The sequence below is a fragment of the Achromobacter sp. KK8 genome (genome assembly GCF_054188005.1).
This window is the reverse complement of the sequence record NZ_CM135178.1, coordinates 6,355,362-6,380,064: the sequence shown is the minus strand read 5'-3', so window position 1 is coordinate 6,380,064 and position 24,703 is coordinate 6,355,362. Positions and strand designations below refer to the sequence as shown.

General features: G+C 67.6%; 23 protein-coding genes. 19 read left to right on the top strand and 4 right to left on the bottom strand.

Features of this window, described 5'->3' with window-relative positions; all coding sequences use genetic code 11:
• Positions 1 to 151 precede the first annotated feature (151 nt).
• From ACVN9Z_RS29365 to ACVN9Z_RS29355, 3 genes are all read left to right on the top strand, one after another.
• Positions 152 to 1,123: an ABC transporter substrate-binding protein gene (locus tag ACVN9Z_RS29365; protein ID WP_006384488.1), complete on the top strand. Its 972-nt coding sequence runs from the start codon at positions 152 to 154 to the stop codon at positions 1,121 to 1,123.
• A gap of 391 nt (positions 1,124 to 1,514) precedes the next feature.
• Entirely contained in the window at positions 1,515 to 2,405 is an 891-nt protein-coding gene (locus tag ACVN9Z_RS29360; RefSeq protein WP_020929042.1) for an ABC transporter permease, read from the top strand.
• A gap of 1 nt (position 2,406) precedes the next feature.
• Positions 2,407 to 3,201: an ABC transporter ATP-binding protein gene (locus ACVN9Z_RS29355; protein ID WP_006384490.1), complete on the top strand. Its 795-nt coding sequence runs from the start codon at positions 2,407 to 2,409 to the stop codon at positions 3,199 to 3,201.
• A gap of 102 nt (positions 3,202 to 3,303) precedes the next feature.
• Here the strand turns inward: ACVN9Z_RS29355 and ACVN9Z_RS29350 are convergent, their stop codons facing one another.
• From ACVN9Z_RS29350 to ACVN9Z_RS29340, 3 genes are all read right to left on the bottom strand, one after another.
• Positions 3,304 to 4,554, bottom strand: coding sequence for an NAD(P)/FAD-dependent oxidoreductase (locus tag ACVN9Z_RS29350; protein WP_458212958.1), 1,251 nt, complete (start codon positions 4,552 to 4,554; stop codon positions 3,304 to 3,306).
• A gap of 159 nt (positions 4,555 to 4,713) precedes the next feature.
• A complete protein-coding gene (locus ACVN9Z_RS29345) occupies positions 4,714 to 6,351 on the bottom strand; it encodes an NAD(P)-binding protein (protein WP_458212957.1) in 1,638 nt (545 codons plus the stop codon).
• Complete coding sequence (locus tag ACVN9Z_RS29340; protein WP_006384837.1) at positions 6,351 to 7,862, bottom strand: polyamine aminopropyltransferase; 1,512 nt, start codon at positions 7,860 to 7,862, stop codon at positions 6,351 to 6,353. The genes ACVN9Z_RS29345 and ACVN9Z_RS29340 overlap by 1 nt, the downstream gene beginning before the upstream one ends.
• Positions 7,863 to 7,957: 95 nt before the next feature.
• Here ACVN9Z_RS29340 and ACVN9Z_RS29335 point away from each other — a divergent pair, with 95 nt between their 5' ends.
• From ACVN9Z_RS29335 to ACVN9Z_RS29300, 8 genes are all read left to right on the top strand, one after another.
• Positions 7,958 to 8,344: a DUF350 domain-containing protein gene (locus ACVN9Z_RS29335; RefSeq protein ID WP_026384192.1), complete on the top strand. Its 387-nt coding sequence runs from the start codon at positions 7,958 to 7,960 to the stop codon at positions 8,342 to 8,344.
• 44 nt (positions 8,345 to 8,388) lie between these two features.
• Positions 8,389 to 9,426 (top strand): SPFH domain-containing protein, encoded by a 1,038-nt coding sequence (locus tag ACVN9Z_RS29330; protein ID WP_054444443.1) that lies wholly within the window; start codon positions 8,389 to 8,391, stop codon positions 9,424 to 9,426.
• Positions 9,427 to 9,439: 13 nt separating this feature from the next.
• The gene (locus tag ACVN9Z_RS29325; RefSeq protein ID WP_006384834.1) at positions 9,440 to 10,909 is read left to right on the top strand and encodes a DUF4178 domain-containing protein; all 1,470 of its coding nucleotides are present in this window, start codon (positions 9,440 to 9,442) and stop codon (positions 10,907 to 10,909) included.
• A 3-nt stretch (positions 10,910 to 10,912) separates the two neighbouring features.
• Positions 10,913 to 11,071 (top strand): hypothetical protein, encoded by a 159-nt coding sequence (locus ACVN9Z_RS29320; protein ID WP_006384833.1) that lies wholly within the window; start codon positions 10,913 to 10,915, stop codon positions 11,069 to 11,071.
• Positions 11,068 to 11,418: an adenosylmethionine decarboxylase gene (gene speD, locus ACVN9Z_RS29315; RefSeq protein WP_150100975.1), complete on the top strand. Its 351-nt coding sequence runs from the start codon at positions 11,068 to 11,070 to the stop codon at positions 11,416 to 11,418. The genes ACVN9Z_RS29320 and speD overlap by 4 nt, the downstream gene beginning before the upstream one ends.
• A gap of 126 nt (positions 11,419 to 11,544) precedes the next feature.
• Positions 11,545 to 12,303: a molybdate ABC transporter substrate-binding protein gene (modA, locus tag ACVN9Z_RS29310; protein WP_150100974.1), complete on the top strand. Its 759-nt coding sequence runs from the start codon at positions 11,545 to 11,547 to the stop codon at positions 12,301 to 12,303.
• 30 nt (positions 12,304 to 12,333) lie between these two features.
• Positions 12,334 to 13,017, top strand: coding sequence for a molybdate ABC transporter permease subunit (gene modB, locus ACVN9Z_RS29305; protein WP_006384830.1), 684 nt, complete (start codon positions 12,334 to 12,336; stop codon positions 13,015 to 13,017).
• The gene (locus tag ACVN9Z_RS29300; protein ID WP_020929033.1) at positions 13,014 to 13,700 is read left to right on the top strand and encodes an ATP-binding cassette domain-containing protein; all 687 of its coding nucleotides are present in this window, start codon (positions 13,014 to 13,016) and stop codon (positions 13,698 to 13,700) included. The genes modB and ACVN9Z_RS29300 overlap by 4 nt, the downstream gene beginning before the upstream one ends.
• A 59-nt stretch (positions 13,701 to 13,759) precedes the next feature.
• Here ACVN9Z_RS29300 and ACVN9Z_RS29295 read toward each other — a convergent pair whose 3' ends face one another.
• Positions 13,760 to 14,554: a TOBE domain-containing protein gene (locus ACVN9Z_RS29295; RefSeq protein ID WP_006384828.1), complete on the bottom strand. Its 795-nt coding sequence runs from the start codon at positions 14,552 to 14,554 to the stop codon at positions 13,760 to 13,762.
• 198 nt (positions 14,555 to 14,752) lie between these two features.
• Between ACVN9Z_RS29295 and ACVN9Z_RS29290 the strand changes: the two genes are divergently transcribed.
• The 8 genes from ACVN9Z_RS29290 to acpS all read left to right on the top strand — a co-directional run bounded on the left by ACVN9Z_RS29290 (position 14,753) and on the right by acpS (position 24,668).
• Positions 14,753 to 15,352, top strand: coding sequence for a DUF4136 domain-containing protein (locus ACVN9Z_RS29290; protein ID WP_020929031.1), 600 nt, complete (start codon positions 14,753 to 14,755; stop codon positions 15,350 to 15,352).
• 23 nt (positions 15,353 to 15,375) lie between these two features.
• Positions 15,376 to 16,572, top strand: coding sequence for a patatin-like phospholipase family protein (locus ACVN9Z_RS29285; RefSeq protein WP_054514693.1), 1,197 nt, complete (start codon positions 15,376 to 15,378; stop codon positions 16,570 to 16,572).
• Positions 16,573 to 16,727: 155 nt separating this feature from the next.
• A complete protein-coding gene (locus tag ACVN9Z_RS29280; RefSeq protein WP_006384825.1) occupies positions 16,728 to 17,171 on the top strand; it encodes a winged helix-turn-helix domain-containing protein in 444 nt (147 codons plus the stop codon).
• Between the two features lie 273 nt (positions 17,172 to 17,444).
• Entirely contained in the window at positions 17,445 to 18,689 is a 1,245-nt protein-coding gene (locus tag ACVN9Z_RS29275; RefSeq protein ID WP_038504227.1) for an efflux RND transporter periplasmic adaptor subunit, read from the top strand.
• 63 nt (positions 18,690 to 18,752) lie between these two features.
• The gene (locus ACVN9Z_RS29270) at positions 18,753 to 21,974 is read left to right on the top strand and encodes an efflux RND transporter permease subunit (protein ID WP_020929027.1); all 3,222 of its coding nucleotides are present in this window, start codon (positions 18,753 to 18,755) and stop codon (positions 21,972 to 21,974) included.
• Positions 21,971 to 23,458, top strand: a complete 1,488-nt coding sequence (locus ACVN9Z_RS29265; protein WP_020929026.1) for an efflux transporter outer membrane subunit — start codon at positions 21,971 to 21,973, stop codon at positions 23,456 to 23,458. The genes ACVN9Z_RS29270 and ACVN9Z_RS29265 overlap by 4 nt, the downstream gene beginning before the upstream one ends.
• A complete protein-coding gene (gene pdxJ, locus ACVN9Z_RS29260; protein WP_006384821.1) occupies positions 23,455 to 24,195 on the top strand; it encodes a pyridoxine 5'-phosphate synthase in 741 nt (246 codons plus the stop codon). Before ACVN9Z_RS29265 ends, pdxJ begins: the two co-directional genes overlap by 4 nt.
• Positions 24,196 to 24,230: 35 nt before the next feature.
• Positions 24,231 to 24,668, top strand: a complete 438-nt coding sequence (gene acpS / locus ACVN9Z_RS29255) for a holo-ACP synthase (protein ID WP_006384820.1) — start codon at positions 24,231 to 24,233, stop codon at positions 24,666 to 24,668.
• The last annotated feature ends 35 nt before the right edge of the window (positions 24,669 to 24,703 follow it).

The window sequence follows — 24,703 nt, the reverse complement described above, 5'->3', positions numbered from 1 at the left end:
TGCCGCGCATGCACCATTTCAGGGATTCCCCCCAAGTGAATTTGTGTTGCGACACGTTAGACTATACGGCTTTACGGCTGTCCGGACCGTGGGGAAGCCCGCGGAGCAGCCGTAATAATGAACAAATACCAAGGGTTCAAGGAGCTTACCTATGCTGATCGGAAAAAAACATTTTCTGACGGTTGGCGCAATGGCGCTGGCGATGGCGATCGCCGCGCCGGTGGCGGCGCAGCAGAAGTCGGTGGCGATCACGGCCATCGTCGAGCACCCGGCGCTGGACGCCGTGCGTGACGGGGTGCAGGACGCCCTCAAGCAGGCCGGCTACGAGTCCGGCAAGAACCTGAAGTGGCAGTACCAGAGCGCGCAGGGCAATACCGGCACCGCCGCCCAGATCGCGCGCAAGTTCGTCGGCGACAAGCCCGACGCCATCGTCGCCATCGCCACCCCGTCGGCCCAGGCCGTCGTGGCCGCCACCAAGGACGTGCCGGTGGTGTATTCCGCCGTGACCGACCCGGTCGCCGCGCAGTTGGTATCGAGCATGGATGCCTCCGGCACCAACGTCACCGGCGTGTCGGACCTGCTGGCGCTGGACAAGCAGGTCGAGCTGATCAAGAAGATCGTCCCCAACGCCAAGCGCGTCGGCATGGTCTACAACCCGGGCGAGGCCAACTCGGTCGTGGTGGTCAAGAAGCTGCAGGAATTGCTGCCCAAGTCGGGCATGAGCCTGGTCGAGGCCGCCGCCCCGCGTTCGGTCGACGTGGCATCCGCCGCCCGCAGCCTGATCGGCAAGGTCGACGTCATCTACACCAACACCGACAACAACGTGGTCTCGGCCTACGAGTCGCTGGTGAAGGTCGGCAACGACGCCAAGATCCCGCTGATCGCCTCGGACACCGACAGCGTCAAGCGCGGCGGCATCGCCGCCCTGGGCATCAACTACCGCGACCTGGGCGTGCAGACCGGCAAGGTGGTGGTGCGCATCCTCAAGGGCGAGAAGCCCGGCGCGATCCCGTCCGAAACCGTCTCCAAGCTGGAGCTCTACGTGAACCCGGGCGCCGCCGCCAAGCAAGGCGTGACGCTGTCCGACGCGATCATCAAGTCGGCCGCGGTGGTGGTAAAGTAAAGCGCAAGTCGTTCGGCCCCGCCCGTGCCTGCCCGGCATGAGCGGGGTTTTGTTTTATCTTGTTTTCTTGTGTTTGCCCCGCGCCGGTACGCGGGGTCCACAGGGCGGCAGCATCCACAAGGTGCGCGCGGCCCGGCGCGATGGCGTTGGCCTTGAACGGCACGGCGGTCATGGACCGCATGCCGCGTTTTGCTCCCCTGGAGCGCCCCTCAAGCAGCCCGCTTGCGGCCCTGGCCGCCAAGCCTGGCGACGCCTTGGCAGGAATCGAGAGAAAATCGCACGGCAGGAAACGTTTATTGCGAAAGCTCGGGTAAAACTGACCCCGAAACGCAAGAAGTTGGACGTTCCTAATCTCTAATATGCTCGTTCCTTACCTGATTGGATTTGACCCATGTCATTGTTCTCGTTGTTAGGCGCACTGGAGATCGGCCTGATCTTCAGCCTGGTGGCCTTGGGCGTGTATATCTCCTTTCGCCTGCTGCGCTTTCCGGACCTGACCGTTGACGGCAGTTTCCCGCTGGGCGGCGCCGTCTGTGCCACGCTGATCGCCTCGGGCACCGACCCGTTCGTGGCCACCATCGCCGCCACCTTTGCCGGCGCGGCCGCGGGCCTGGTCACCGGCTGGCTCAACGTCAAGCTCAAGATCATGGACCTGCTGGCCAGCATCCTGATGATGATCGCGCTGTATTCGGTCAACCTGCGCATCATGGGCAAGCCCAACGTGCCGCTGATCACAGAACCCACCGTGTTCACCATCCTGCAGCCCGAATGGCTGTCGGACTACGTGGCGCGGCCGCTGATCCTGGTGGTCATCGTGATCCTGGCCAAGCTGGCGCTGGACTGGTTCTTCGCCACCCAGACCGGCCTGGCCGTGCGCGCCACCGGCTCGAACGGCCGGATGGCCCGCGCGCAGGGCGTGAACACCGGCCGCATGATCCTGGGCGGCATGGCGCTGTCGAACGCGCTGGTCGCGATGGCCGGCGCGCTGTTCGCGCAGACCCAGGGCGGTTCCGACATCTCCATGGGCATCGGCACCATCGTCATCGGCCTGGCCGCGGTGATCGTCGGCGAAAGCATCCTGCCGTCGCGCAAGCTGGTGCTGGCCACGCTGGCCGTCATCATCGGCGCCATCGTCTACCGCTTCTTCATCGCGCTGGCGCTGAACAGCGATTTCATCGGCCTGAAGGCGCAGGACCTGAACCTCGTCACCGCGGTGCTGGTCACGATCGCCCTGGTCATTCCCATGCTCAAGCGCCGGCTGGTCGGCAAGAAGGGGCGCTGATATGTTGTCCGCAAAAGACCTCAAGATCACTTTCAACGCCGGCACGCCGATCGAAACGCGCGCGTTGCGCGGGCTGTCGCTGGACATCCCGTCGGGCCAGTTCGTCACCGTCATCGGTTCCAACGGCGCCGGCAAGTCGACCTTCCTGAACGCCGTCTCGGGCGACCTGCCGGTCGATTCCGGCCGCATCGAGATCGACGGCGCCGACGTCACGCGCCAGCCGGTCTGGGCGCGCGCCTCGCGCGTGGCGCGCGTGTTCCAGGATCCGATGGCCGGCACCTGCGAAGACCTGACCATCGAAGAAAACATGGCGCTGGCGCAGTTGCGCGGCGTGCGCCGCGGCTATGGCCGCGCGGTCAAGACTTCGATGAAGGAAGGATTCCGCGAACGCCTGGCCACGCTCGGGCTGGGCCTGGAAAACCGCCTTACCGACCGCATCGGCCTGCTCTCGGGCGGCCAGCGCCAGGCTGTGAGCCTGCTGATGGCGGCGCTGCAGCCGTCGCGCATCCTGCTGCTGGACGAGCACACCGCCGCGCTCGACCCGCGCACCGCCGACTTCGTGCTGCAACTGACGGCGCGCATCGTGGCCGAAAGCAAGCTGACCACCATGATGGTCACGCACAGCATGCGCCAGGCGCTGGACGTGGGCGACCGCACGGTGATGCTGCACCAGGGCCAGGTGGTGCTGGACGTGTCCGGCGATGAACGCCGCGGCATGGACGTGCCTGACCTGCTGGCCATGTTCGAGCGCGTGCGCGGCGAGAAGCTGTCGGACGACGCGTTGCTGCTGGGCTGATTCCGCGCTTGCGCCTTGAGCGGCGCAAGCAAAACGCCCGGCGCGGCCTCTCCGGAGGCGGCGCCGGGCGTTTTGCTTTCTGCCGTGGCGCGGGACAGCACACTAGATGAAGCGCCCCGGCCGGAACGCGGCGTGGCGGGCGGGATCGCCGGCGCCGCACATCAGCTCGCCCAGTATCCGCGCGGTCCCGGGCGCGGTGCTGAAACCGATGTGTTGGTGGCCCAGCGCCAGCCACAGGCCCGGATGGCGCGGCGCCTGGCCGATCATGGGACGGCTGTCCGGCAGCGTGGGGCGGCGGCCCAGCCAGGGCTGGGGATCGAGCCGCGGCCCCAGGCCGACGGCTTCGCGAGCCCGGGCTTCGGCCAGGTCCAGTTGCAGCGGCCGGGGCGGCGCGTCGCGCTCGTCCAGCTCGACCCCCGTGGTCAGCCGCAGGCCGCGCGCCATGGGCGACAGCACGTAGCCGCCGCCGGTGTCGTAGATGGGGCGGCTCAGCGCGGGGCCATCGACGGCGCCGTAGTGCATGTGGTAGCCGCGCTCGAAGGCCAGCGGCAGGTCGATGCCGGTGGTCTTGAGCAGTTCCTTGGACCAGGGGCCCAGCGCCACCACCAGGTCGGGCGCCGTCAGCATGTCCGAGCCGGTGTCGCCCTGCACGATCCAGCCCCGGCCGCCGTCGCGGCGGATGGCGGTCGCGCGCAGGCGCCGCAATGTGCCGCCCGAACGTTGGAACAGTTCGGCGTAGGCCGCGGTCACGGCCGCCGGGTCGTCCACCGAATACGAACCCTGGATCCACAGCGCGCGCGGAAATATCGGCGCCAGCGCCGGTTCCAGTTGCGCCAGCTCGGCGGGGGCCAGCGCCTGGGTCGGCACGTCGTGGCGGGCGTAGGCATCGCGCGCCAGGACGCCGGCCTGCCAGGCCTGCTCACTACGGAACAGGAAGATCCAGCCGCTGTCGCGCAGACGCCGGCGGACGCCGGCCTCGTCCAGCAGCCGCAGGTGCTCGGTCGCGGACAGGCGGATCAGGCTGTCGAGCGCCGCCGTCGTCTCGTGGAACACCGACGGCCGGGCGCGCGCCAGGAAGCCTGCCGCCCAACCGAGGTTGCGGGCGAGGTACGAGACGCGATAGCGGAACTGGACGGTGTCGTTGCGCAACAACCGTGGCAACTGGCGCCACAGGCCGGGGTGGTTGAACGGCATGAGCGAGCTGCGGGCCAGGACACCGGCGTTGCCGGCCGAGGTTTCCAGCCCGGGGGGCTGGCGGTCGACCAGGGTGACGTCCAGGCCGCGCCGCTGCAGTTCCAGCGCGCAGCAGACGCCGACGATGCCGGCGCCCAACACAATGACTTGCTTGCCCATCGGGATTGTCGGTGCGAGTCCAGGGATAGCGGGCGATTGTAGGGCAGCGGTGGATTGCCGGCGACGGGGGCTATCCATGACGGATGCCGCCGGTGGGGCATGCGGCCGACGCGATGGCTCCGAGGTGATCGTCGATCAGCCGTCGATCAGCCGTCGATCTCAGGCGGCGGGCCGCTGCCCCAGGATGCGCCCGGCGGCCGCCACGCCCCACCAGGCGGCTTCCTCGAACACGGAATAGCCCGACAGGTCGGCATGGGCGAACAGCACCGGGCCGTCGACTTCGCGCAAAGCCGCCAGGCCGGCGTTGGACAGGTAGCCGCAATAGGGCGAGGCCATGGCATGGCCGCGCACCGTGATCTCCAGCTGGCGGGCGCGGCGCCAGAACTCGTCGCCATAGGCGGCCACCAGGTCGGCGGCGGCCTCGTCGCGCAGCGCCTCGGGGCGGGCGTCGGCGAGCCACTGGCGCGCGGCCTGCGGCGTTTGGTCGCTGAGCGCGTGGTAGGCGGTGAACACCGTGCGCGGCGAGCGCGCCACGCGCAGCAGCTGGTGGGTCGAGACCACGTAGCCCAGGGCCTCGCCCTGGTAGACCACGTTGTCCCACGACAGCGGTTCGCCCGGCGCTTCGCGCGGATAGCCGTCCATGACGAAGTTCGATACCAGCCAGGGCGCGTGCGGCGAGGCGTGCGTGGCCGGATCGTAGCCATAGGCGCGGATGTCGGGCAGGATGCGCTGGGCCACGAACAACGGCATGGCGCAGACCGCGCGTTGCGCCGCCAGCGTGTAGACGCTGGCGGCGGCGCCCGGCGCGAGGCAGTCGATGCGGGGGCCGGCGGGGCTTTCATGCAGCCGCGCCGCGGTGCCGGGCAACAGCCAGTCGCCGTGGCCGAGGCGGGCGCTGATGGCGTCGCGCAGCCGTTGCACCAGCGGCGCCAGGCCGCCGGGCCAGGTCAGCACCGCGCCCTCGGCGGCGTTGGCGGCGTGGCCGTCGCGGCTGGCGAAGTAGTGCAGCCCGGCCCAGGCCGAGACCCGGTCATAGGGCGCGCCGTAGTCGTCGCGGCAGCAGTAGTTCAAATACCAGTGCAGCGCCGGCGAGGTGTAGCCTTCGCGCTCCAGCCACTGCCGGAAGGTCAGCGCATCCAGGGCGCGCCACGCCGGGTCGCGCGAGGACAGCACGATCGGGATGCAGAAGACCTTGCGGCCGTCGTTGCCGACCGCGCCGTGCAGGCGGTCCACCAGCGCCAGGAACTTGCGGTGCTGCTCGATATCGGCCTGGGGCAACCCGTGCATCGGCAAGAGACCGTCTTCCCAACGGCCGTCGCGCAGCAGGCGTTCCTGCGGCGAGTGCGCCAGGATGGACTCGTCGTAGTAGGGCCGCGCGCCAAAGGCGTCGCGCTCGGCGATGCCGAAGTCGGCCAGCATCTCGCGCACGTGGGTGGACTGCATCGACGGCAGCGGCAGGTAGTGCGCGCCGAGCGGGTAGTCCAGCCCGTCGCGGTTGCCGGCGGCGGCGTTGCCGCCGTACTCGGGGCCTTGGACCACGACGAAATCGGTGAAGCCTTCGCGCGCCAGCTTCCAGGCGCACGACAGGCCGGCCACGCCGGACCCCAGGATCGCCACCTGGCAGCGCCGGGCGCCGGACGACGGCGGCAACGCCGCGCCATCGCGCAGCGCGTGGCCGGCCTGCATGCCGGGGTAGCGCACGTCCGGGGTGGTCTCGACCACGCGCGAACGGTAATAGCCCGCCGTGCCCGCGGCGGCGGCGGTGGCGGCGCCCAGCAGGAAGGTACGGCGCCGCATCAGCGGATGACCTTGCGCCAGTCCTCGTCGAAGTAGCGCACGAGCGATTGCTCGTTCAGGCGGTTCGGCGGCATGGCCAGCGCCGGCATGTCGGCGGGAAAGTGGAACAGCTCGCGCAGGGTGGCGGGGTCGAGGTAGCGGGTGGGCACCGACACCGCCGTCGGCGGCGTGTAGTCGCGGCGCTTGCCGGCCAGGATGAAGCCCCAGTCGCCGAACGACGGCACGTAGGCGTGGTACGGCCAGGTGTTCAGGCCGGCCTCCTTGAGCGTGGCGTCCACGCTCCAGAACGAGCGCGGCGCGAAGTAGGGCGAGGTCGACTGGATCACCATGTAGCCGTTCTCGGCCAGGTGCCGCGCCATCAGGTGGTAGACCGGCACGGAGTACAGCCGGCCCAGGCCGAAGTTGGACGGATCCGGAAAGTCCACCACGATGAAGTCGTAGACCTCGGCGTGACTTTCGAGCCAGCGGCCGGCGTCGTCATTGATGACGGTGACGCGCGGATCGGTCAGCGAGCCCTGGTTCAGTTTCGTCAGCGGTTCGGAGCGCGAGAACAGGCCCGTCATGGCAGGATCCAGGTCCACCAGCGTGACGTGCTCCACATGCTTGTACTTGAGGATCTCGCGCACTGCCAGGCCATCGCCGCCGCCCAGCACCAGCACGTTGCGGGCCCACGGCAGCGCCTGCAGGCCGGGGATCACCAGCGACTCGTGGTAGCGGTGCTCGTCGCGCGACGAGAATTGCAGGTTGCCGTTGATGTACAGCCGCAGGTCGTCGTGCCAGCGCGTCACGATCAGGCGCTGGTAGGGCGTGGTCTCGGCGTGCACCACGTCGTCGCCGTACAGGCCCTTTTCGGCCCACGCCGTCATCTGGCCGGAAAACAGGAAGCCCAGGGCCAGCAGCCCCAGCACCACGCCGCCGCGCACGGCGCGTTCGGCCGGACGCCGGATCTCGCCGCGGAACAGCCAGGTGGTCCACAGCGCCACGCCGGCGTTGAGCATGCCGAACAGGAAACTGGTGCGCAGCAGGCCCAGCTTGGGCGCCAGCAACAGCGGAAAGATCAGCGACACGGCCAGCGCGCCGAGATAATCGAAGGTCAGCACGCGGCTGACGATTTCGCGGAACTCGGCCTTGCGCTGGTTGAATACCCGCATCACCAGCGGAATTTCCATGCCGACCATCAGTCCGATAATGAAGACGCCCGCGTACAACGCCGCGCGAAACGGCGCCGACAGCCAGGCGAACACCAGGAACAGGACCGCGGCGGAAACCCCGCCCAACAATGCGACGGCCAGCTCGACGTCGATGAATCGATTCAAAACGTCGTCGTCTCTTACATATTTTGACAACCACGATCCGATGCCCATCGCGAACAGATAGCAGCCGATGACGGACGAGAACTGGAGAATGGAATCCCCCAGCAGATAGCTGGCCAGCGCGCTGCTGATGAGCTCATAGCCCAGGCCGCAGGAAGCGACGATCAATACCGACAGGATGAGAACGCGGTCGCGCATGGGGGTTCCGACGTGAAAATGCGTTCGCAGTATATCGAAGGCGCCGTATATACTGCGCGCAATTAGGGCCTGAAGGGGCGATTATGGGAGAAGCGATGCATCCGGCCGTGACCTATCTGATCTACATCGTCTCGGCGCTGGTCATGCTGGGCATTTTCACCGCCGTCTACACCACCGTTACCCGCTACAAGGAATTCGAGCTGATCCGCGAAGGCAACATCGCCGCGGTGTTGTCCTACGGCGGCGCCCTGGTGGGCTTTTCCTTCACGCTCTGTTCCAGCATCGCGGTCCACGCCAGTTTCGTCATGTTCCTGGTCTGGGGCGTCGCCGCCATGGTGGTGCAACTGGTCGTCTACGCCGTCGTGTCCCGCGCCATCCACGGGCTGCACGAGGCCATCGAAGAAAACAACATCGCCATGGGCGGCCTGATCGGTTCGATCTCGCTGGCCGCCGGCGTGGTCAACGCCGCCTGCCTGACCTGAGCGGCCAGGCGCGTCGACCTTGATCTGAAACAGGAGAACTTGCCATGAGTCTCGGTTCATTTATCCGCAAGCAGTTTATCGACATCCTGCAATGGAACGAGGACGGCGACGGCGTGCTGGCCTGGCGCCACCCGATGCAGGATTTCGAAATCCAGTACGGCGCCAGCCTGACCGTGCGCGAATCGCAGATGGCGGTGTTCGTCAACGAAGGCAAGGTGGCCGACGTGTTCGGCCCCGGCATGTACAAGCTGACGACCCAGACCCTGCCGGTGCTGACGTACCTGAAGAACTGGGACAAGCTGTTCGAGTCGCCCTTCAAGTCGGACGTGATCTTCTTCAGCACCCGCCTGCAACTGGGCCGGCGCTGGGGCACGGCGCAGCCCGTGACGCTGCGCGACAGCGAGTTCGGCATGGTGCGGCTGCGCGCCTTCGGCGTGTACTCGTACCAGATCACCGACCCGGCCAAGTTCTACCGCGAGATCAGCGGCACGCGCGACGTCTACACCGTCGACGACCTGGAAATGCAACTGCGCAACATGGTGGTCGCGGCCATGACCACGGCGCTGGGCGGATCCAAGGTGCCGTTCCTGGATATCGCCGGCAACCAGGGCCTGATGTCGCAGAGCATCGCCGAGCAATTGGGCCCGGTGTTCGACCGCTATGGCGTCAAACTCGACAACTTCACGGTCGAGAATGTGTCGCTGCCCGAGGAATTGCAGAAGGCGCTGGATACGCGGATCTCGATGGGCATGGCTGGCGACCTGGGCAAATTCACCCAGTACCAGACCGCCACCTCGATCCCGCTGGCGGCCCAGAACGAAGGCGGCATCGCCGGCATCGGCGCGGGCCTGGCGGCCGGCGCGGCGCTGGGCCAGACCATGGCCGCCGGCCTGGGCGTGGCCCAGGGCCAGCCGGCTCCGGGCGCCGCGGCCGGGGCCGCGGCAGCGGGGGCGGCCGCCGGCGCTGGCGCCGATCCGGTGCAGCGGCTGCAGCAGCTCAAGGACTTGCTGGACAAGGGCCTGATCACGCCGGCCGATTACGACACGGCCAAGGCCGAAGTCTTGAAGAAACTCACCAGCTGAGCGCCGCACGCCCATGCAGCAGGTCCTGTGTCCGCAGTGCGGAGCGCCCGTCAAGTTCACTTCCACGGCATCGGTCATGGCGGTCTGCGGCGCCTGCCGCAGCACGCTGCTCAAGGACGCCGAATCGGTCAGGCGCATCGGCGAGACCGCCGATGTCCTGGAAGACTATTCGCCGCTGTGCCTGGGCGCTTCCGGCAAGTTCGAGGGCAAGCGCTTCGATTTGATCGGCCGCATCCAGCTGCGCTACGAGGACGGCTTCTGGAACGAGTGGTACCTGTGGTTCGATGACGGCTCGGACGGCTGGCTGTCGGATGCTTCCGGCCAGTACGCCATCACCCGTCGCCGCAAGGTCAAGACGGTGCAGGGCCTGCCGGCATTTGCCGACATCGCCGCGGGCGATGACCTGAAGCTGGACGGCCAGCGCTTCACCGCCTCCGACGTGCGCCGTTGCCGCGCCGGCGGCGCGCAGGGCGAATTGCCGTTCGTGCCTGGCGATGGCTGGGAAGCCAAGGTGGCGGACTTCCGCAGCCTGGATGCCTTCCTCACGCTGGATTTTTCCGACGGCCCGCAGCCCGAACTCTATATCGGCAAGGCCTTCGACCTGTCTGCCATGCAGGCCTCCACGCTGCGCTCGAACGAGCAGGTCGAGGAAACCGCCGGGCGCTTCCGTGGCCAGATCAAGGCGCTCGATTGCCCCAACTGCGGCGCGCCCATCAGCTTCGTGGCGGCCATGGCGACCCAGGTGGTGTGCCCGTCCTGCGCGGCCACCGTCGATTGCGCCGGTGAAACCGCCGAAGTCATCGACAAGGCGCGCAAGGTCCGGGCCATCAAGACCACGCTGGCGCTGGGCGCCACCGCCAGGATCGACGGCACGACCTACACCTTGATCGGCCTGATGAAGTGCGCGGACCCGGATCCGGAAGAACCGTCGGACTGGATCGAATACCTGCTGTTCAGTCCGGTCAAGGGCTTCACCTGGCTGGTCGAGACCGACGAGGGCTGGGAACGCGTGCAGGTCTGCGATACCTGGCCCAGCCACAATAATGCCACCAGCGTGCGCTGGCGTTCCAAGCTGTACCACAAGCTATACGACTACACGTCGCGCGTCGACCTGGCGCTGGGCGCCTTCAACTGGCGCGTGAAGGTCGGCGACCGCACCCAGATCACCGACTACAAGGCGGGCAATCTCAAGCTCACCCGGGAGCAGGCTCCGGCCGAAGTGGGCTGGTCGGCCGCCGCACCGGTGGCGCCCGCGCAACTGGCCGAATGGTTCGGCAACCCCGAGCTGGCCAGGCAGAAAGCGATGCCGCGCGCCGCCTTGTCCGGCGGTTACCGCAAATGGGCCTGGTTCGCGACCATCGCCATGGGCTTCCTCAATATTGGCAACATTTTCAGCGGGCGCATCCTGCCGATCGTGATCGGCCTGGCGTTCCTGTGGCTGCCGGCCAGCCTCGCGGACAAGATCTCCGCAAAGGATGAATAAGGGATGGGCAAGCTTCTATACGCCATCTACGCCGTCATCGTGGTGATGGCCGCGACCGGCGCCAGTTCGCCCGGCGCCCGTTACACCAGCGGCGGCGGCAGCAGCTGGGGCGGCGGTTCTTCGGGCAGCTCGGGCTGGTCGTCGGGCGGTTCGCACAAGTGACGCCGCACGCCACGCCCGGCCGCCATATCCTGGCCGATTTCCGCGGCGTGCCCGCCGCTCTGCTGGCCGACGCGGCAGCGCTCGAACGCGAACTGGTCCTGGCCGCCGAGGCGGCGGGGGCGCGGGTGCTGGGCGCCCATTTCCATCATTTCGGCGAGGGCGCGGGCGTGACCGGCGTGGTCATGCTGAGCGAATCCCATATCAGCGTCCATTCCTGGCCAGAACACCGGTTCGCGGCGCTGGACATCTTCATGTGCGGGGCCGCCCGCCCGGAACTGGCGCTGGAGCGCCTGCGCGAAGCGCTGGGCCCGAGCACGGTGCGCGTCACCACGGTCGACCGCGGCTGAGCGCCGCGCGACGCTTTCCCCCGCGGCGTTGATCTGGCGCAAGCAGGCAGCCGGGCGCAAATTGACGAGCGTTATATACCTATATATATTTCGTTACCGAGATTGATCTTGCCCGAGGAGGGATTCATGTTCCGCAAACAGCCGATCCTGGCGCTGTCGCTGGCCCTGGCCGCCGCCTGGGGCACCAGCGCCCACGCCGGCGACCTGGTGGTGTCCGCCGCCGCCAGCCTGACCAACGCGTTCAAGGACGTGGCCCAGGCGTACGAAAAGGAGCATGCCGGCACCAAGGTCATCCTGAACTTCGGCGCCTCCGACGTGCTGCTGCAGCAGATCGTCAAGGGCGCGCCCGCCGACGTGTTCGCGTCCGCCGACCAGAAGGCCATGGACAAGGCGGTCGAGGAAAAGGCCGTCAAACCCGATACGCGCATCGACTTCGCCGCCAACCAGGTGGTGCTGATCGTGCCGACCGACAGCAAGGCCAACATCACTGCGCTCAAGGACCTGACGCGCGACGACATCAAGCGCATCGCCTACGGCAACCCGGCTTCGGTGCCGGTGGGCCGCTACACGCAGGGCGCGTTGCAGGCCGCCGGCCTGTGGGACGCGGTGCAGGCCAAGAGCGTGCTGGCGCAGAACGTGCGCCAGAGCCTGGACTACGTGTCGCGCGGCGAGGTCGACGCGGGCTTCGTGTTCGCCACCGACGCCGCCGTGATGCCGGACAAGGTCAAGGTGGCCGTGCGCGTGCCGTCGCAGACCCCGGTGACCTATCCCATCGCCGTGACCGCGCGCGACGACGCCGCCAAGGAAGCGCAAAGCTTCGTGGCCTATGTGATGTCGCCCGCCGGGCAGGAAATCCTGTCGCGCTACGGCTTCCAGAAGCCTTGAGGGCGCGGGCGACAGCCAACGCGGTCAGCGATGAGTGATTCGGTATGGGTGCCCCTGCTGCTTACCCTGAAAGTGGCGGGCTGGGCGACGTTGCTGGCGACCGTGGCCGGCTCCGCGGCCGCCTATTGTCTGTCGCGCTGGCGTTGGCCCGGGCGCGATCTGCTCGATGCCATCCTGACCCTGCCGCTGGTGCTGCCGCCCACGGTCCTGGGCTACTACCTGCTGGTGCTGCTGGGCCGGCGCGGCGTGCTGGGCGAGCGGCTGGCCGATATCGGCATCGAGCTGGTGTTCACCTGGCAGGGCGCGGTCATCGCCGCGTCGGTGGTGGCCTTCCCGCTGGTGTTCAAGTCGGCCCGCGCCGCTTTCGAGAACGTCGATTCGCAACTGGAAAACGCGGCCCGCGTGCTGGGCGTGTGCGAGGCCGGGGTGTTCTTCCGCGTGACGCTGCCGCTGGCGGCGCGCGGCATCGTCGCCGGCGTGTTGCTGGCGTTTGCCCGCGCGCTGGGCGAATTCGGCGCCACCCTGATGATCGCCGGCAACCTGCCGGGCCGCACCCAGACGCTATCGGTCGCCATCTACGAGGCGGTGCAGGCGGGCGATGACGCCACCGCCAATTTCCTGGTGCTGGTGACTTCCATCACCTGCATCGTGGTGCTGCTGGCGGCCGGCAAGCTGGTGCCGATCCGTTCCAGCCAACGCGGAGGCAGACTATGAGCGTCGACCTGCGCATACGCAAGAACATGGTGTCCGGCGACCGCCATTTTTCGCTGGACGTGGCGTTCTCGTCCAAGGCCAAGCGCATTGCGCTGTTCGGCCCGTCGGGCGCCGGCAAGAGCCTGACGCTGCGAGCGGTGGCCGGGCTGCTGCGGCCGGACGCCGGCCGCATCGAGGTCAACGGCAGGGTGCTGTTCGACGCCGAGGCCCGCGTCAGCGTCGCGCCGCAGGCCCGCCGCGTGGCCTACCTGTTCCAGGACTACGCGTTGTTTCCGCACCTGACGGTGGCGCAGAACATCGCCTTCGGTTCGCGCCGCGGCTGGCTCAACCCGCCCCGGCGCGCGGTCTCGGCCGAGGCGCGGCGGTGGGTGGACGCCTTCGAGCTGGGCGCCATCGTGGGCAGCTATCCGCACGAGATCTCGGGCGGCCAGAAGCAACGCGTGGCGCTGGCGCGCGCGCTGATGCTCAAGCCCGAGATCGTGCTGTTGGACGAACCGTTCTCGGCGCTCGATTCGCAACTGCGCGGCAAGATGCGGCTGGAGCTGAACGCCCTGCAGCGCCAGCTGGACGTGCCGATGCTGTTGATCACGCATGATCCGGCCGACGTCGAGGCGCTGGCCGACGAGGTCTTCGAAGTGCGCGACGGCAAGGTGCGCCGACGCGACGAGGACGTCGGCGTCTAGCAGGCGTGCAGGGGCGGCGCAAGGTCTGTTGCAAGGGCGGCCGCCCCCGCGCGCGGGATTCAGTCCAGCACGCCCAGGATCACGCTGGAAGCCTTGAACACGGCGACCGCTTGCGCGCCTTCACGCAAGCCCAGTTCCTGCGCGCTTTCGTTGGTGACGATGGCCGCCAGCGTGGCGCCGCCTTCCAGCCCGATCAGGATCTCGCTGTTGACCGCGCCGGTACGTACCGCCGTGATGGTGCCCGGCAGCTGGTTGCGGGCCGACAGCCGCAGGCCCGCACCGGGCGCGCCGACGATGACCGACGAGGCCTTGACCAGGGCCAGCGCTTCCTTGCCGGGCGCCAGCTCCAGTTCCTGGGTGCTTTCCCGGGTGATGGTGGCGGTGATGACCTGGCCGCCGGCGATGCGCAGCAGGACTTCGTCGTTGACGGCGCCCGCGCGGATTTCCATTACCGTGCCCATGAGTTTGTTGCGTGCGCTGGTCTTCAGCATGAATCGCCTCATCAAGTCGAGATCGCCGCTGGCATCCACGCCAGCGTGCGTCAGGTTTTCCATGAATTTGCGGTGTTCGGCTTCCAGGGCCCGGAAGGTTGCGATCAGGCCGCGAGCCCGGTCGGTCAGGCGCGTGCCGCCGCCGCCCTTGCCCCCGGCGGCGCGCAGCACCAGCGGCTCGCCTGCCAGGTTGTTCATCGCATCGATGGCATCCCAGGCGCCCTTGTAGCTCATGCCCACCGCGCGCGCGGCGGCCGTGATGGAGCCGGTGGCGTCGATTTGCGCCAGCAGGTCTATGCGGTTCTTTCCGCCCCAAGTCTGGGTGCCGGAACGAAACCAAATCGAGCCGTCGAGTTCCAACATCGGTATCAGGTCTGGTCGGGGTCTGGAATATTCCCGAGTGTAATGGAGCCCGTCCGGCGGCCGTTTGAGATATATCCGATGAGAATGAGATGCTGTTGAAACTTTATCCGCTTCGCGGCACTATGGACGCGCTCGGAGTGTGTTGATGGGTGTTCAACTCGGGGGGCCGGCTCGCGGCCCCGCTTCTTGGAGATCGACATGAAAGCGCTGAAAATGCTGGCATCGGGTTCCCTGGTCACGATCCTGGCGGCTTGCGCCTCCAGTCCCGCCATCAAAAGCGATTACGACCGCCAGGCGGATTTCTCGCGCTACCGGACCTTCGGCTACATGTCGCCGCTGGGCACCGACAAGGCCGGCTACAGCACGCTGCTGACCGAACGCCTCAAGGACGCCACGCGCGGCCAGATGGAAATGCGTGGCTATGTGTACGACGCCGCCAATCCCGACCTGCTGGTCAATTTCAATGGCAAGCTGCAGCAGAAGACCCAGGTGACCGAGGCGCCGCCGCCGCCCATGGGCCCGTACTACGGCTATCGCAGTGGCTTCTATGGCGGCTGGCCCGGCTACGGCTGGGGCGACACCGTCTACCAATACACCGAAGGCACTCTCAACATCGACCTGGTCGACGCGCGTCGCAAGCAGATGGTGTGGGAAGGCGTGGCCGTCGGGGAAGTCCAGAACCCGGACACGGCGACCTCGTCGCAGAACATCGACAAGGCCGTGGCCGGGATCTTCGCCAAATATCCGTTCCGTGCCGGCGTGGCCGCGCCGCAAGTGCCGGACAAGAGCAAGCCCTAGCCCGTGTTTCGAAGGAACCCCGCATGAGTACTCGCCGCAAGGCCGCATCCCCAGACACCGGCGCGACGCCGCCCTATGAAACCGTGGCCCTGGTGCTGCAGGGCGGGGGCGCCCTGGGGTCCTACCAGGCCGGCGTGTACCAGGGGCTGCACGAGGCAGGCATCCGGCCGAACTGGATTTCCGGGATTTCGATCGGATCGATCAATGCGGCGATCATCGCCGGCTCGCCCGAAGACGAGCGGGTGGAGCGCCTGCGCGGGTTCTGGGAAAGCATCTGCCGGCCGGCGGGGTTCGCCTCGGTGCCCTGGGGCGATACGCTGGCCGGCATGTTCGAGGGCATCCCGTTCGGATTCGGCTCGCCCGCCATGAATGGCCAGCTGTCGGCCTTCCAGGCCCTGTTCTCGGGCCAGCCGGGGTTCTTCAAGCCGCGCTTTCCGCCGCCGTACTGGGTGCATGGCAAGGGCGCGGCGTCGACCAGCTTCTACGACACCACGCCGCTGGTCGCGACCCTGCGCCAGTACATCGATTTCGACCTGCTCAACGCCGGCGCGGTGCGCGCCAGTTTTGGCGTGGTGAACGTGCGCAGCGGCAATTTCGCCTATTTCGACAGCCTCCGGCATACCCTCGGGCCCGAGCACATCATGGCCTCGGGCGCCTTGCCGCCGGGCTTTCCCTCCGTGGAGATCGACGGCGAGCACTACTGGGACGGAGGCGTGGTGTCCAACACGCCGCTGGCCCAGGTGCTGACCAGCGACACCATGCGCGACACGCTGGCGTTCCAGGTGGATCTGTGGCCCGCCCGCGGCGCGTTGCCGACCACGCTCGAGGAAGTGGCCGAGCGCCAGAAGGACATCCAGTACTCCAGCCGGACCCGCATGGTCACCGACCAGTTGCGGCGCGTGCTGAAGCTGCGCCATGGCCTGCAGCAGCTGCTCGAGCGCCTGCCCGAGCGCGAGCGCGACGCGCCGGACCTGGCGGAAATCCGGCGGCTGGCCAAGACGCCGGCCACCAACATCATCAACCTGATCTACGAATCCAAGCACCGCGAGCGCTATTCCAAGGATTATGAGTTCGGCACGGAGGCCATGCGCGAGCACTGGGAGTCCGGCCTGGCCGATATCCGCCAGACGCTGGCGCGGCCGGGCATCCTGGCGCGTCCCACCCAGGACAGCTGTTTCGTCACGCACGATATCCATCGAAACGGCACGCACACCTCTTGACCTGTGGTGCGATTTCCTAGGACTCGTCTGATTCCAGGGCAACATCGCCGCGCAATCACGTCAGCAACGGTAGTCTTTCGGCAAGACTTGAAACCTTGTTCCGGGTCCGGGCCGTCGTCCTTTTCCAGGCGGTCCGCCCGGTGGAGACACCGACGATGACCGCACCCTTTTCCCATTCCCCTCTCCGCGTGCCGCCGGCCGCGCCGTCTCCCGACGCGGGGCGCGAGGGCTCCAGCAATGATGCGGCCGCGGCGTCCGACGCCTTTCCGGTCCGCCTGGATGGCTGGTGGAGCCTGCTCTACCATGGCTGGACCCTGCTGACCCCGCAAGGAACCCGGCTCGACCTGACCGAGGTCGAGCGCGCCTGCTTCCAGTGCCTGTTGCGCAATCCCCGCAAGGAACTGCTGCGCGAAGAACTCGCCGTCCTGCGCGAGGAACTGATGTTGCCGCGCCAAAGCACCAACCTGCGCGCCCTGAACGTGGCGATCTGCCGTCTGCGCCGCAAGGTGCGCCAGGCGGGCGGGCGCCTGCCCCTGCATACGGTGCATGGCGTGGGCTACGTGTTCCTGGGCAATCTGCAAGAGGTTGCCGACCTCTGATCGCGGCGGCTGGATTTCCCCCCCTCCCGATGTCGCGTCTCGTCGTGAAAATCAGTGATTTCCCCAATAACTGAGTTACATTAACGGGCTATTCACGTGTCACAGGCGGGGCGCAGGGTTTTGCTTTGATCGCAAACAAGGATTGCGGTCAAATACGGCGGTCGAAATGCGGCCGCGCAACCCCGTGGCCGCCTACGGCAACCGGACGCGGCGATGGTCATCGCCGTCACATTGTTGCGGTCGCTTGGCGCGGTTAACTTCGCGGGGGTTTCAATGCGGTTTTCGCCTAAACGTGTCTCAGGTCTGGCTTTCTCCGGCGGCGTCCTCGCGCTGTTGTTGGCAGGGTGCGGTGAAAAGCCGCAGATGAACCCTGGCATGCCCCAGGTCAGCGTCATTACCGTGCAGCCGCAGCGCACGCCCATCGTCTCCGAACTGCCCGGGCGCGTCGACGCCGTGCGCGACGCCCAGATCCGCTCGCGGGTCACCGGCATCGTCCAGAAGATCACCTTCGAACAGGGCGGCGACGTCAAGGAAAACCAGCTGCTGTTCAAGATCGATCCGGCGCCCTACAAGGCCGCCTACGACCAGGCCACCGCGCAGCTCAAGCAGGCGCAGGCCAACCTGTTCAGCGCCAAGCTGCTGGCCGACCGTTACGCGCCGCTGGTCAAGGCCAACGCTGTCAGCAAGCAGGAATACGACAACGCCGTGGCGGCCTATCGCCAGGCCGAGGCCACCGTGGCCGCCGCCAAGGCGACCCAGGACAACGCCTCGATCAACCTGGGCTATACCGACGTCGTGTCGCCCATCACGGGCCGCATCGGCAAGCCGCTGGTGACCGAAGGCGCGCTGGTCGAGGCCACCTCGGCCACGCAGATGGCCACCGTGCAGCAGCTCGATCCCATCTACGTCGACTTCACCCAGTCCACCTCGGACCTGGCCGCGCTGCGCCGCGCCTTTGCCAGCGGCAAGCTGCAACAGGTCGGCAAGGACGCCGCCCGTGCCACCGTGGTGCTGGAGGACGGCACCGAATACGACCGTCCCGGCAAGCTGCTGTTCACCGGCATCACCGTCGATCCCAGCACCGGCCAGGTCAACCTGCGCGCCGAGATCCCCAACCCCGACGGCATCCTGCTGCCCGGCATGTACGTGCGCGTGCGGCTGGAGCAGGGCGTGAACGACCAGGCCCTGCTGGTGCCGCAACAGGCGCTGCAGCGCACGGCCGACGGTTCGCAGAGCCTGATGCTGGTCAAGGACAACAAGATCGAACAGTTGCCCGTCACCACCGGCGGCGCCGTCAAGACCGACTGGATCATCACCAGCGGCCTGAAGGCCGGCGACGTGGTCGTGGTCGAGGGCTTCCAGAAGATCCGTCCCGGGGCGCCGGTGCAGGCCAGCCCCTGGAACAAGGCGGGCGGCGCGCCCGCCGCGGGCGGGCAGCCGGGGCAGCCCGGCGCCAAGCCCGCGGACCCCGGCGCCAAGCCGGCCGAGCCGGCGCAACAGGCCCCGCAGAAATCGTAAGCGGCTCGCAGCGCAATGCGCTGCGTTCCTCTTTGGTGAGCATCGCTTTCAGAGTCAGCCCACATGCCGCAATTTTTTATTGATCGACCAATCTTCGCCTGGGTAGTCGCCCTGTTCATCCTGCTGGCGGGGATACTGGCCATCCCGAACATGCCGGTGTCGCAGTACCCCGACGTGGCGCCGCCGGCCATCACCATCACCGCGACCTATCCGGGCGCCTCGGCCAAGGAAGTGGCCGAATCGGTCACCAGTATCATCGAGGACAAGCTCAACGGCGCCAAGGGCCTGATCTACTACGAGTCGGTCAGCGATTCCTACGGCACCTCGACCATCACCGCCACCTTCGCGCCCGGCCGCGACCCTGACCTGGCGCAGGTGGACGTGCAGAACCGCGTGTCCAACGTGATCGCCCAGCTGCCGTCCGCGGTGCAGCAACAGGGCCTGAAGTACGAGCAGACCAGTACCGGCTTCCTGATGATCGTGACGCTGTCGTCCACCGACGGCTCGCTCGACCAGACCGCGCTGGCCGACTACATCACCCGCAACATCCAGAACCCGGTGTCGCGGGTGTCCGGCGTGGGCCAGTTCCAGCTGTTCGCGGCGCCACGCGCCATGCGCATCTGGGTCGACCCGGCCAAGCTGGTCGGCTTCAGCCTGAGCATGTCCGAGGTCAACCAGGCCATCGCCGCGCAGAACGTGCTGGTGTCGGGCGGCAGCATCGGCGCGCCGCCCAATCCTGATTCGCAGCGCATCACGGCCACCGTGGTGGCCAACGGCCAGCTCAGCACCGTCGATGGTTTCGGCAAGATCGTGCTGCGCGCCAACAGCGATGGTTCCAAGGTGCTGCTGCGCGACGTCGCCCGCATCGAGGTCGGCGCCGACAACTACCAGTTCGGCGCCCGACTGAACGGCAAGCCCACGGCCGCCTTCGCCATCGTGCTGTCGCCCGACGCCAACGCGCTGGCCACCGCCCAGGGCGTGCGCCAGCAGATGGACGAGCTGTCCAAGTACTTCCCCGGCAACATCACCTACGCCATCCCCTACGACACCGCGCCCTACGTCAAGGTCTCGATCGAGCAGGTGCTGCACACCCTGGCCGAAGCCATGGTGCTGGTGTTCCTGGTGATGTACCTGTTCCTGCAGAACGTGCGCTACACCCTGATCCCGGCGCTGGTGGTGCCGGTGGCCATGCTGGGGTCGTTCGCCGTCATGCTGGGGTTTGGATTCTCGATCAACGTGCTGACCATGTTCGCCATGGTGCTGGCCATCGGCATCCTGGTGGACGACGCCATCGTGGTGGTCGAGAACGTCGAGCGGATCATGGCGACCGAAGGGTTGCCGCCCAAGGAAGCCACCAAGAAAGCCATGCCGCAGATCAGCGGCGCCATCATCGGCATCACGCTGGTGCTGGTGACGGTATTCCTGCCGCTGGCCTTCATGAGCGGGTCGGTGGGCGTGATCTACCGCCAGTTCTCGGTGGCCATGGCCGTGTCGATCTTCTTCTCGGCGCTGCTGGCGCTGACCTTCACGCCGGCGCTGTGCGCGACCATCCTGAAGCCGGTGCCCAAGGGGCACCACAACGACAAGAAGGGTTTCTTCGGCTGGTTCAACCGCAAGTTCGACGCCACCACGCACGGCTACCAGAACTGGGTCTCGCGCATCCTGCACAAGGGCGGCCGCATGATGCTGGCCTTCCTGGTGCTGGTGATCCTGCTGGGCTGGCTGTACCTGCGCCTGCCGTCGTCGTTCCTGCCGGAAGAAGACCAGGGCTACGTCATCAGCAACATCGAGCTGCCCACGGGCGCCAGCGCCAATCGCACGGTGCAGGTGATCGAAGAGGTCGAGGCCTATTTCCGCGAGATTCCCGCGGTCGAGAACATCATCACGGTGCAGGGCTACAGCTTCAACGGCAACGGCCTGAACGCGGCCATCGCCTTCACCACGCTCAAGGACTTCAAGGATCGCAAGGGCAAGGGGGATTCGGCCGGCGCGATCGCGTTCAACGCCTTCCAGAAGCAGCTCATGGGCATCCACGACGCCCAGGTGTTCACGCTGGTGCCGCCCGCGATCTCGTCGCTGGGCAATGCCACCGGCTTCGACCTGCGCCTGCAGGATCGCGGCGCGGCCGGCACCGAGGCGCTGGCCGCGGCCACCGGCCAGCTGATGGGCATGGCCATGAAGAGCCCGGTGCTGTCGCAGGTGCGTATCACCGGCCTGTCGGCCGGCACGCAGCTGACGCTGGACATCGACCGCGACAAGGCAGCGGCGCTGGGGGTGAACTTCGACGAGGCCGCCTCGCTGATCTCCACCGCCGTCGGTTCGGCCTACCTGAGCAAGTTCCCCAACCTGGGCCGGATGCAGAACATCTGGGTGCAGGCGGATGCGCCGTACCGCATGCAGCTGTCGGACGTGCTGCAGCTGAACGCCCGCAACGCCCAGGGCGGCATGGTGCCGTTGTCGTCGTTCGTGACGGCCAAGTGGTCGCAGGGCCCGGTGCAGGTGGTGCGCTACAACAGCTACGAATCCATGCGCATCGGCGGCAGCGCCGCGGCCGGCTACACGACCGGCCAGGCCATGGAGGAAATGCAGAAGCTGGTGGGCCAGCTGCCGCAGGGCTTCGGCTACGAATGGACCGGGCTGTCCTATCAGGAGCGCCAGGCCGGCAACCAGGCCCCGATCCTGATGGGCCTGTCGCTGCTGGTGGTGTTCCTGGTGCTGGCCGCGCTGTATGAAAGCTGGGCCATCCCGATCTCCGTGATGCTGGTGGTGCCGCTGGGGATGCTGGGCGCGGTGGCGCTGGTCAGCGCGCTGGGCATGTCCAACGACGTGTACTTCCAGGTGGGCATGGTGACCGTGATCGGGCTGGCGGCCAAGAACGCCATCCTGATCGTGGAATTCGCCAAGGACCAGTACGCGCGCGGCATGGGCCTGTACGAGGCGGCGGTGGAAGCCGCGCGCCTGCGGTTCCGGCCGATCCTGATGACCTCGCTGGCGTTCATCCTGGGCGTGGTGCCGCTGGCCATGGCCACCGGCGCCGGCGCCGCCAGCCAGCGCGCGGTGGGCCTGGGTGTGTTGGGCGGCATGCTGGCCGCCACGCCGTTCGCGGTGATTTTCGTGCCGACCTTCTTCGTCGTGGTGCTGGGTCTGTTCAAGACCAAGCCGCGCCTGCTGGGCGCCGAGCTGCGCGCCTTCGAGGAAGAACAGGCGGCCAAGAAGGCGGCCGCGGGGCAAACCCCGCCGGACGCATCCGCACAACCCAACGGTGGCCAGGAGGGCAAGGAATGAGCGCCCTGATGTTCAAACAGACCGCCTTGTCCGCCTTCGTGGCGGTGGCGTTGGCCGGCTGCTCGCTGGCGCCCGACTACAAGCGTCCCGACGCGCCGGTCTCCGGCAACTGGCCCGACCAGCCCAAGGTGCAGTACGGCGCGTACGCCACGCCGATGACGCTGGGGACCCAGCCCGCGTCGGCGGTGGCGCCGCAGGCGGGCACGCCCGCGGCCGACCTGGGCTGGCGCGAGTTCTTCCGTGATCCGCGCCTGCAGCGCCTGATCGAGCTGGCGCTGGTCAACAATCGCGACCTGCGCGTGGCGGTGCAGCGCGTCGAAGAGGCGCGCGCCCAGTATGGCGTGCAGCGCGGCGCGCAATGGCCCAGCATCGGCGCCGGCATCCAGGGGCAGCGCCAGCGTTTCCCCGAGAACATGCGCCAGCCGGGCGCCGGTTCGGTCACCAGTTCGTACCAGGCCGGCATCGGCCTGACCACGTTCGAGATCGACCTGTTCGGCCGCCTGCGCAGCCTGTCGGAAGCGGCGTACCAGCAGTACCTGTCGACCGAGCAGGCGCAAAAGAGCACCCACATCACGCTGATCGGCGCGGTGGCGCAGTCGTACTTCAACCTGCGCGCGGCCCAGGTGCAGCTGGAACTGACCCAGCGCACGCTGGCCTCGCGCCAGGAGTCGTACAACCTGGTCAAGCGCCGCTTCGACGGTGGCGTCGCTTCCGAACTGGACCTGAACCAGTCCAAGTCGCTGCTGGATACGGCCTCGGCCGACCTGGCGCAGCTGGCCCGGGCCCAGGCCCAGGCCGTCAATGCGTTGGTGCTGTTGCTCGGCACGCCGTTGCCCGAGGACCTGCCGCCGCCCGCCACGTTCGGCCGCGACCAGCTGCTGGCGACGGTGCCGGCCGGGCTGCCGTCCGACCTGCTGGAGCGTCGTCCGGACATCCTGGCCGCCGAGAACAACCTGAAGTCGGCCAATGCCAACATCGGCGCGGCGCGCGCGGCGTTCTTCCCGACCATCTCGCTGACCGGCCTGTTCGGCGTGGCCAGCCCGTCGCTGGATACGCTGTTCAAGGGCGGGCAAGGGTACTGGAGCTTCTCGCCGTCGATCACCACGCCGCTGTTCGCCGGCGGCAGCATCCGCGAAGGCTTGAACCTGGCCAAGGCGCGCGACAACATCGCGGTGGCGCAGTACGAGCAGACCATCCAGCAGGCGTTCCGCGAGGTCTCGGACGCGCTGGCGGGCGAAGCCACCTACGGCGCCCAGCTGGACGCCCAGCGCGCGCTGCAGGATTCGTCGGCGCGCACCCTGGAGCTGTCGAACCTGCGCTATACCAATGGTATCGACAGCTACCTGCAGGTGCAGACCGCGCAAGTGGACTTTTTCAATGCCCAGCTGGCGCTGGTGCAAACCGGCCTGGCCGCGCTGATCAACCGTGTGGAACTCTACAAGGCACTGGGCGGCGGCTGGGAAGAAACAACGAAAGTGCAATGATAGAACTTGGTGTAAACATCGATCACGTCGCGACCCTGCGGCAGCAGCGTCACACGACCTATCCCGACCCGGTCGCGGCGGCGCTGCGCGCCGAGGACGCCGGCGCCGACCTGATCACGCTGCATCTGCGCGAAGACCGCCGCCACATCCAGGACGCCGACGTCTACGCCATCCGGCCGCGGTTGCGCACCCGCATGAACCTGGAATGCGCGGTGACGCCGGAAATGCTGGAGATCGCCTGCGCGGTCAAGCCCAATGACGTCTGCCTGGTGCCGGAAAAACGCACCGAGCTGACTACCGAGGGCGGGCTGGAAGTGGCCGGCGCCTTGTCGGCGGTGACGGACGCGGTCGGCCTGCTGACCGAGACCGGCATCCGCGTGTCGCTGTTCATCGACCCCGATCCCGCACAGATCGAAGCCGCTGCCCGCGCCGGCGCGCCCGTCATCGAGCTGCATACCGGCGCCTACGCCGAAGCGGAGGGCGAGGCCGCCCAGGCCGAACTCGAACGCATCCGCGTGGCGGTGGCCGAAGGGCTGCGCCATGGCTTGCGCGTCAATGCCGGCCATGGCCTGCACTACGGCAACGTCAAGCCGGTGGCGGCGCTGGACGGCATTTCCGAGCTCAATATCGGCCACGCCATCGTCGCGCAGGCGGTGTTCGACGGCTGGGAAAAGGCGGTGCGCGACATGAAGGCGCTGATGGTGCAGGCCCGCCTGGAAGCGCTGCGCGGCCGTTGAGCCCAGGCCGACTCCCTCCCAAGGCGCCCGCAACGATGTCCCAGCCCGAATCTCCGCTCGTCGTTCCCGCGCCGGCCGCCATCGGCGGCATCGGCATGGACCTGCTGCGCATCGACCGCATCGAGCGCGCCCTGGCGCGCCACGGCGACCGTTTCGCCGAGAAGATCCTGGGGCCCGAGGAACTGGCCAAATTCCACGCCCGCCGCGCCCGCGACCCGGTGCGCGGCGTGCGCTTCCTGGCGACGCGCTTTGCCGCCAAGGAAGCCTTTTCCAAGGCGGTGGGGCTGGGCATGCGCATGCCCATGACCTGGCGCCGGGTGCAGACCCTGAACGCGCCCGGGGGGCGGCCGGTGCTGGTGATCGCCCCCGAATTGCTGGAATGGTACGTGCAGCGCTTCGGCGCCGCGCACGTTTCCATTACCGATGAATCCGACATGGCCGCCGCCTACGTGGTGGTCGAACGCAAGCCCTGAGCCCGCGGGCCGGTTTGCAAGACAGAAGGACAAGC

Coding starts and splice junctions, on each gene's coding strand:
- ACVN9Z_RS29365 (WP_006384488.1), top strand. CDS start 152: ATGCTGATCGGAAAAAAACATTTTCTGACGGTTGGCGCAATGGCGCTG.
- ACVN9Z_RS29360 (WP_020929042.1), top strand. CDS start 1,515: ATGTCATTGTTCTCGTTGTTAGGCGCACTGGAGATCGGCCTGATCTTC.
- ACVN9Z_RS29355 (WP_006384490.1), top strand. CDS start 2,407: ATGTTGTCCGCAAAAGACCTCAAGATCACTTTCAACGCCGGCACGCCG.
- ACVN9Z_RS29350 (WP_458212958.1), bottom strand. CDS start 4,554: ATGGGCAAGCAAGTCATTGTGTTGGGCGCCGGCATCGTCGGCGTCTGC.
- ACVN9Z_RS29345 (WP_458212957.1), bottom strand. CDS start 6,351: ATGCGGCGCCGTACCTTCCTGCTGGGCGCCGCCACCGCCGCCGCCGCG.
- ACVN9Z_RS29340 (WP_006384837.1), bottom strand. CDS start 7,862: ATGCGCGACCGCGTTCTCATCCTGTCGGTATTGATCGTCGCTTCCTGC.
- ACVN9Z_RS29335 (WP_026384192.1), top strand. CDS start 7,958: ATGCATCCGGCCGTGACCTATCTGATCTACATCGTCTCGGCGCTGGTC.
- ACVN9Z_RS29330 (WP_054444443.1), top strand. CDS start 8,389: ATGAGTCTCGGTTCATTTATCCGCAAGCAGTTTATCGACATCCTGCAA.
- ACVN9Z_RS29325 (WP_006384834.1), top strand. CDS start 9,440: ATGCAGCAGGTCCTGTGTCCGCAGTGCGGAGCGCCCGTCAAGTTCACT.
- ACVN9Z_RS29320 (WP_006384833.1), top strand. CDS start 10,913: ATGGGCAAGCTTCTATACGCCATCTACGCCGTCATCGTGGTGATGGCC.
- modA (WP_150100974.1), top strand. CDS start 11,545: ATGTTCCGCAAACAGCCGATCCTGGCGCTGTCGCTGGCCCTGGCCGCC.
- modB (WP_006384830.1), top strand. CDS start 12,334: ATGAGTGATTCGGTATGGGTGCCCCTGCTGCTTACCCTGAAAGTGGCG.
- ACVN9Z_RS29300 (WP_020929033.1), top strand. CDS start 13,014: ATGAGCGTCGACCTGCGCATACGCAAGAACATGGTGTCCGGCGACCGC.
- ACVN9Z_RS29295 (WP_006384828.1), bottom strand. CDS start 14,554: ATGTTGGAACTCGACGGCTCGATTTGGTTTCGTTCCGGCACCCAGACT.
- ACVN9Z_RS29290 (WP_020929031.1), top strand. CDS start 14,753: ATGAAAGCGCTGAAAATGCTGGCATCGGGTTCCCTGGTCACGATCCTG.
- ACVN9Z_RS29285 (WP_054514693.1), top strand. CDS start 15,376: ATGAGTACTCGCCGCAAGGCCGCATCCCCAGACACCGGCGCGACGCCG.
- ACVN9Z_RS29280 (WP_006384825.1), top strand. CDS start 16,728: ATGACCGCACCCTTTTCCCATTCCCCTCTCCGCGTGCCGCCGGCCGCG.
- ACVN9Z_RS29275 (WP_038504227.1), top strand. CDS start 17,445: ATGCGGTTTTCGCCTAAACGTGTCTCAGGTCTGGCTTTCTCCGGCGGC.
- ACVN9Z_RS29270 (WP_020929027.1), top strand. CDS start 18,753: ATGCCGCAATTTTTTATTGATCGACCAATCTTCGCCTGGGTAGTCGCC.
- ACVN9Z_RS29265 (WP_020929026.1), top strand. CDS start 21,971: ATGAGCGCCCTGATGTTCAAACAGACCGCCTTGTCCGCCTTCGTGGCG.
- pdxJ (WP_006384821.1), top strand. CDS start 23,455: ATGATAGAACTTGGTGTAAACATCGATCACGTCGCGACCCTGCGGCAG.
- acpS (WP_006384820.1), top strand. CDS start 24,231: ATGTCCCAGCCCGAATCTCCGCTCGTCGTTCCCGCGCCGGCCGCCATC.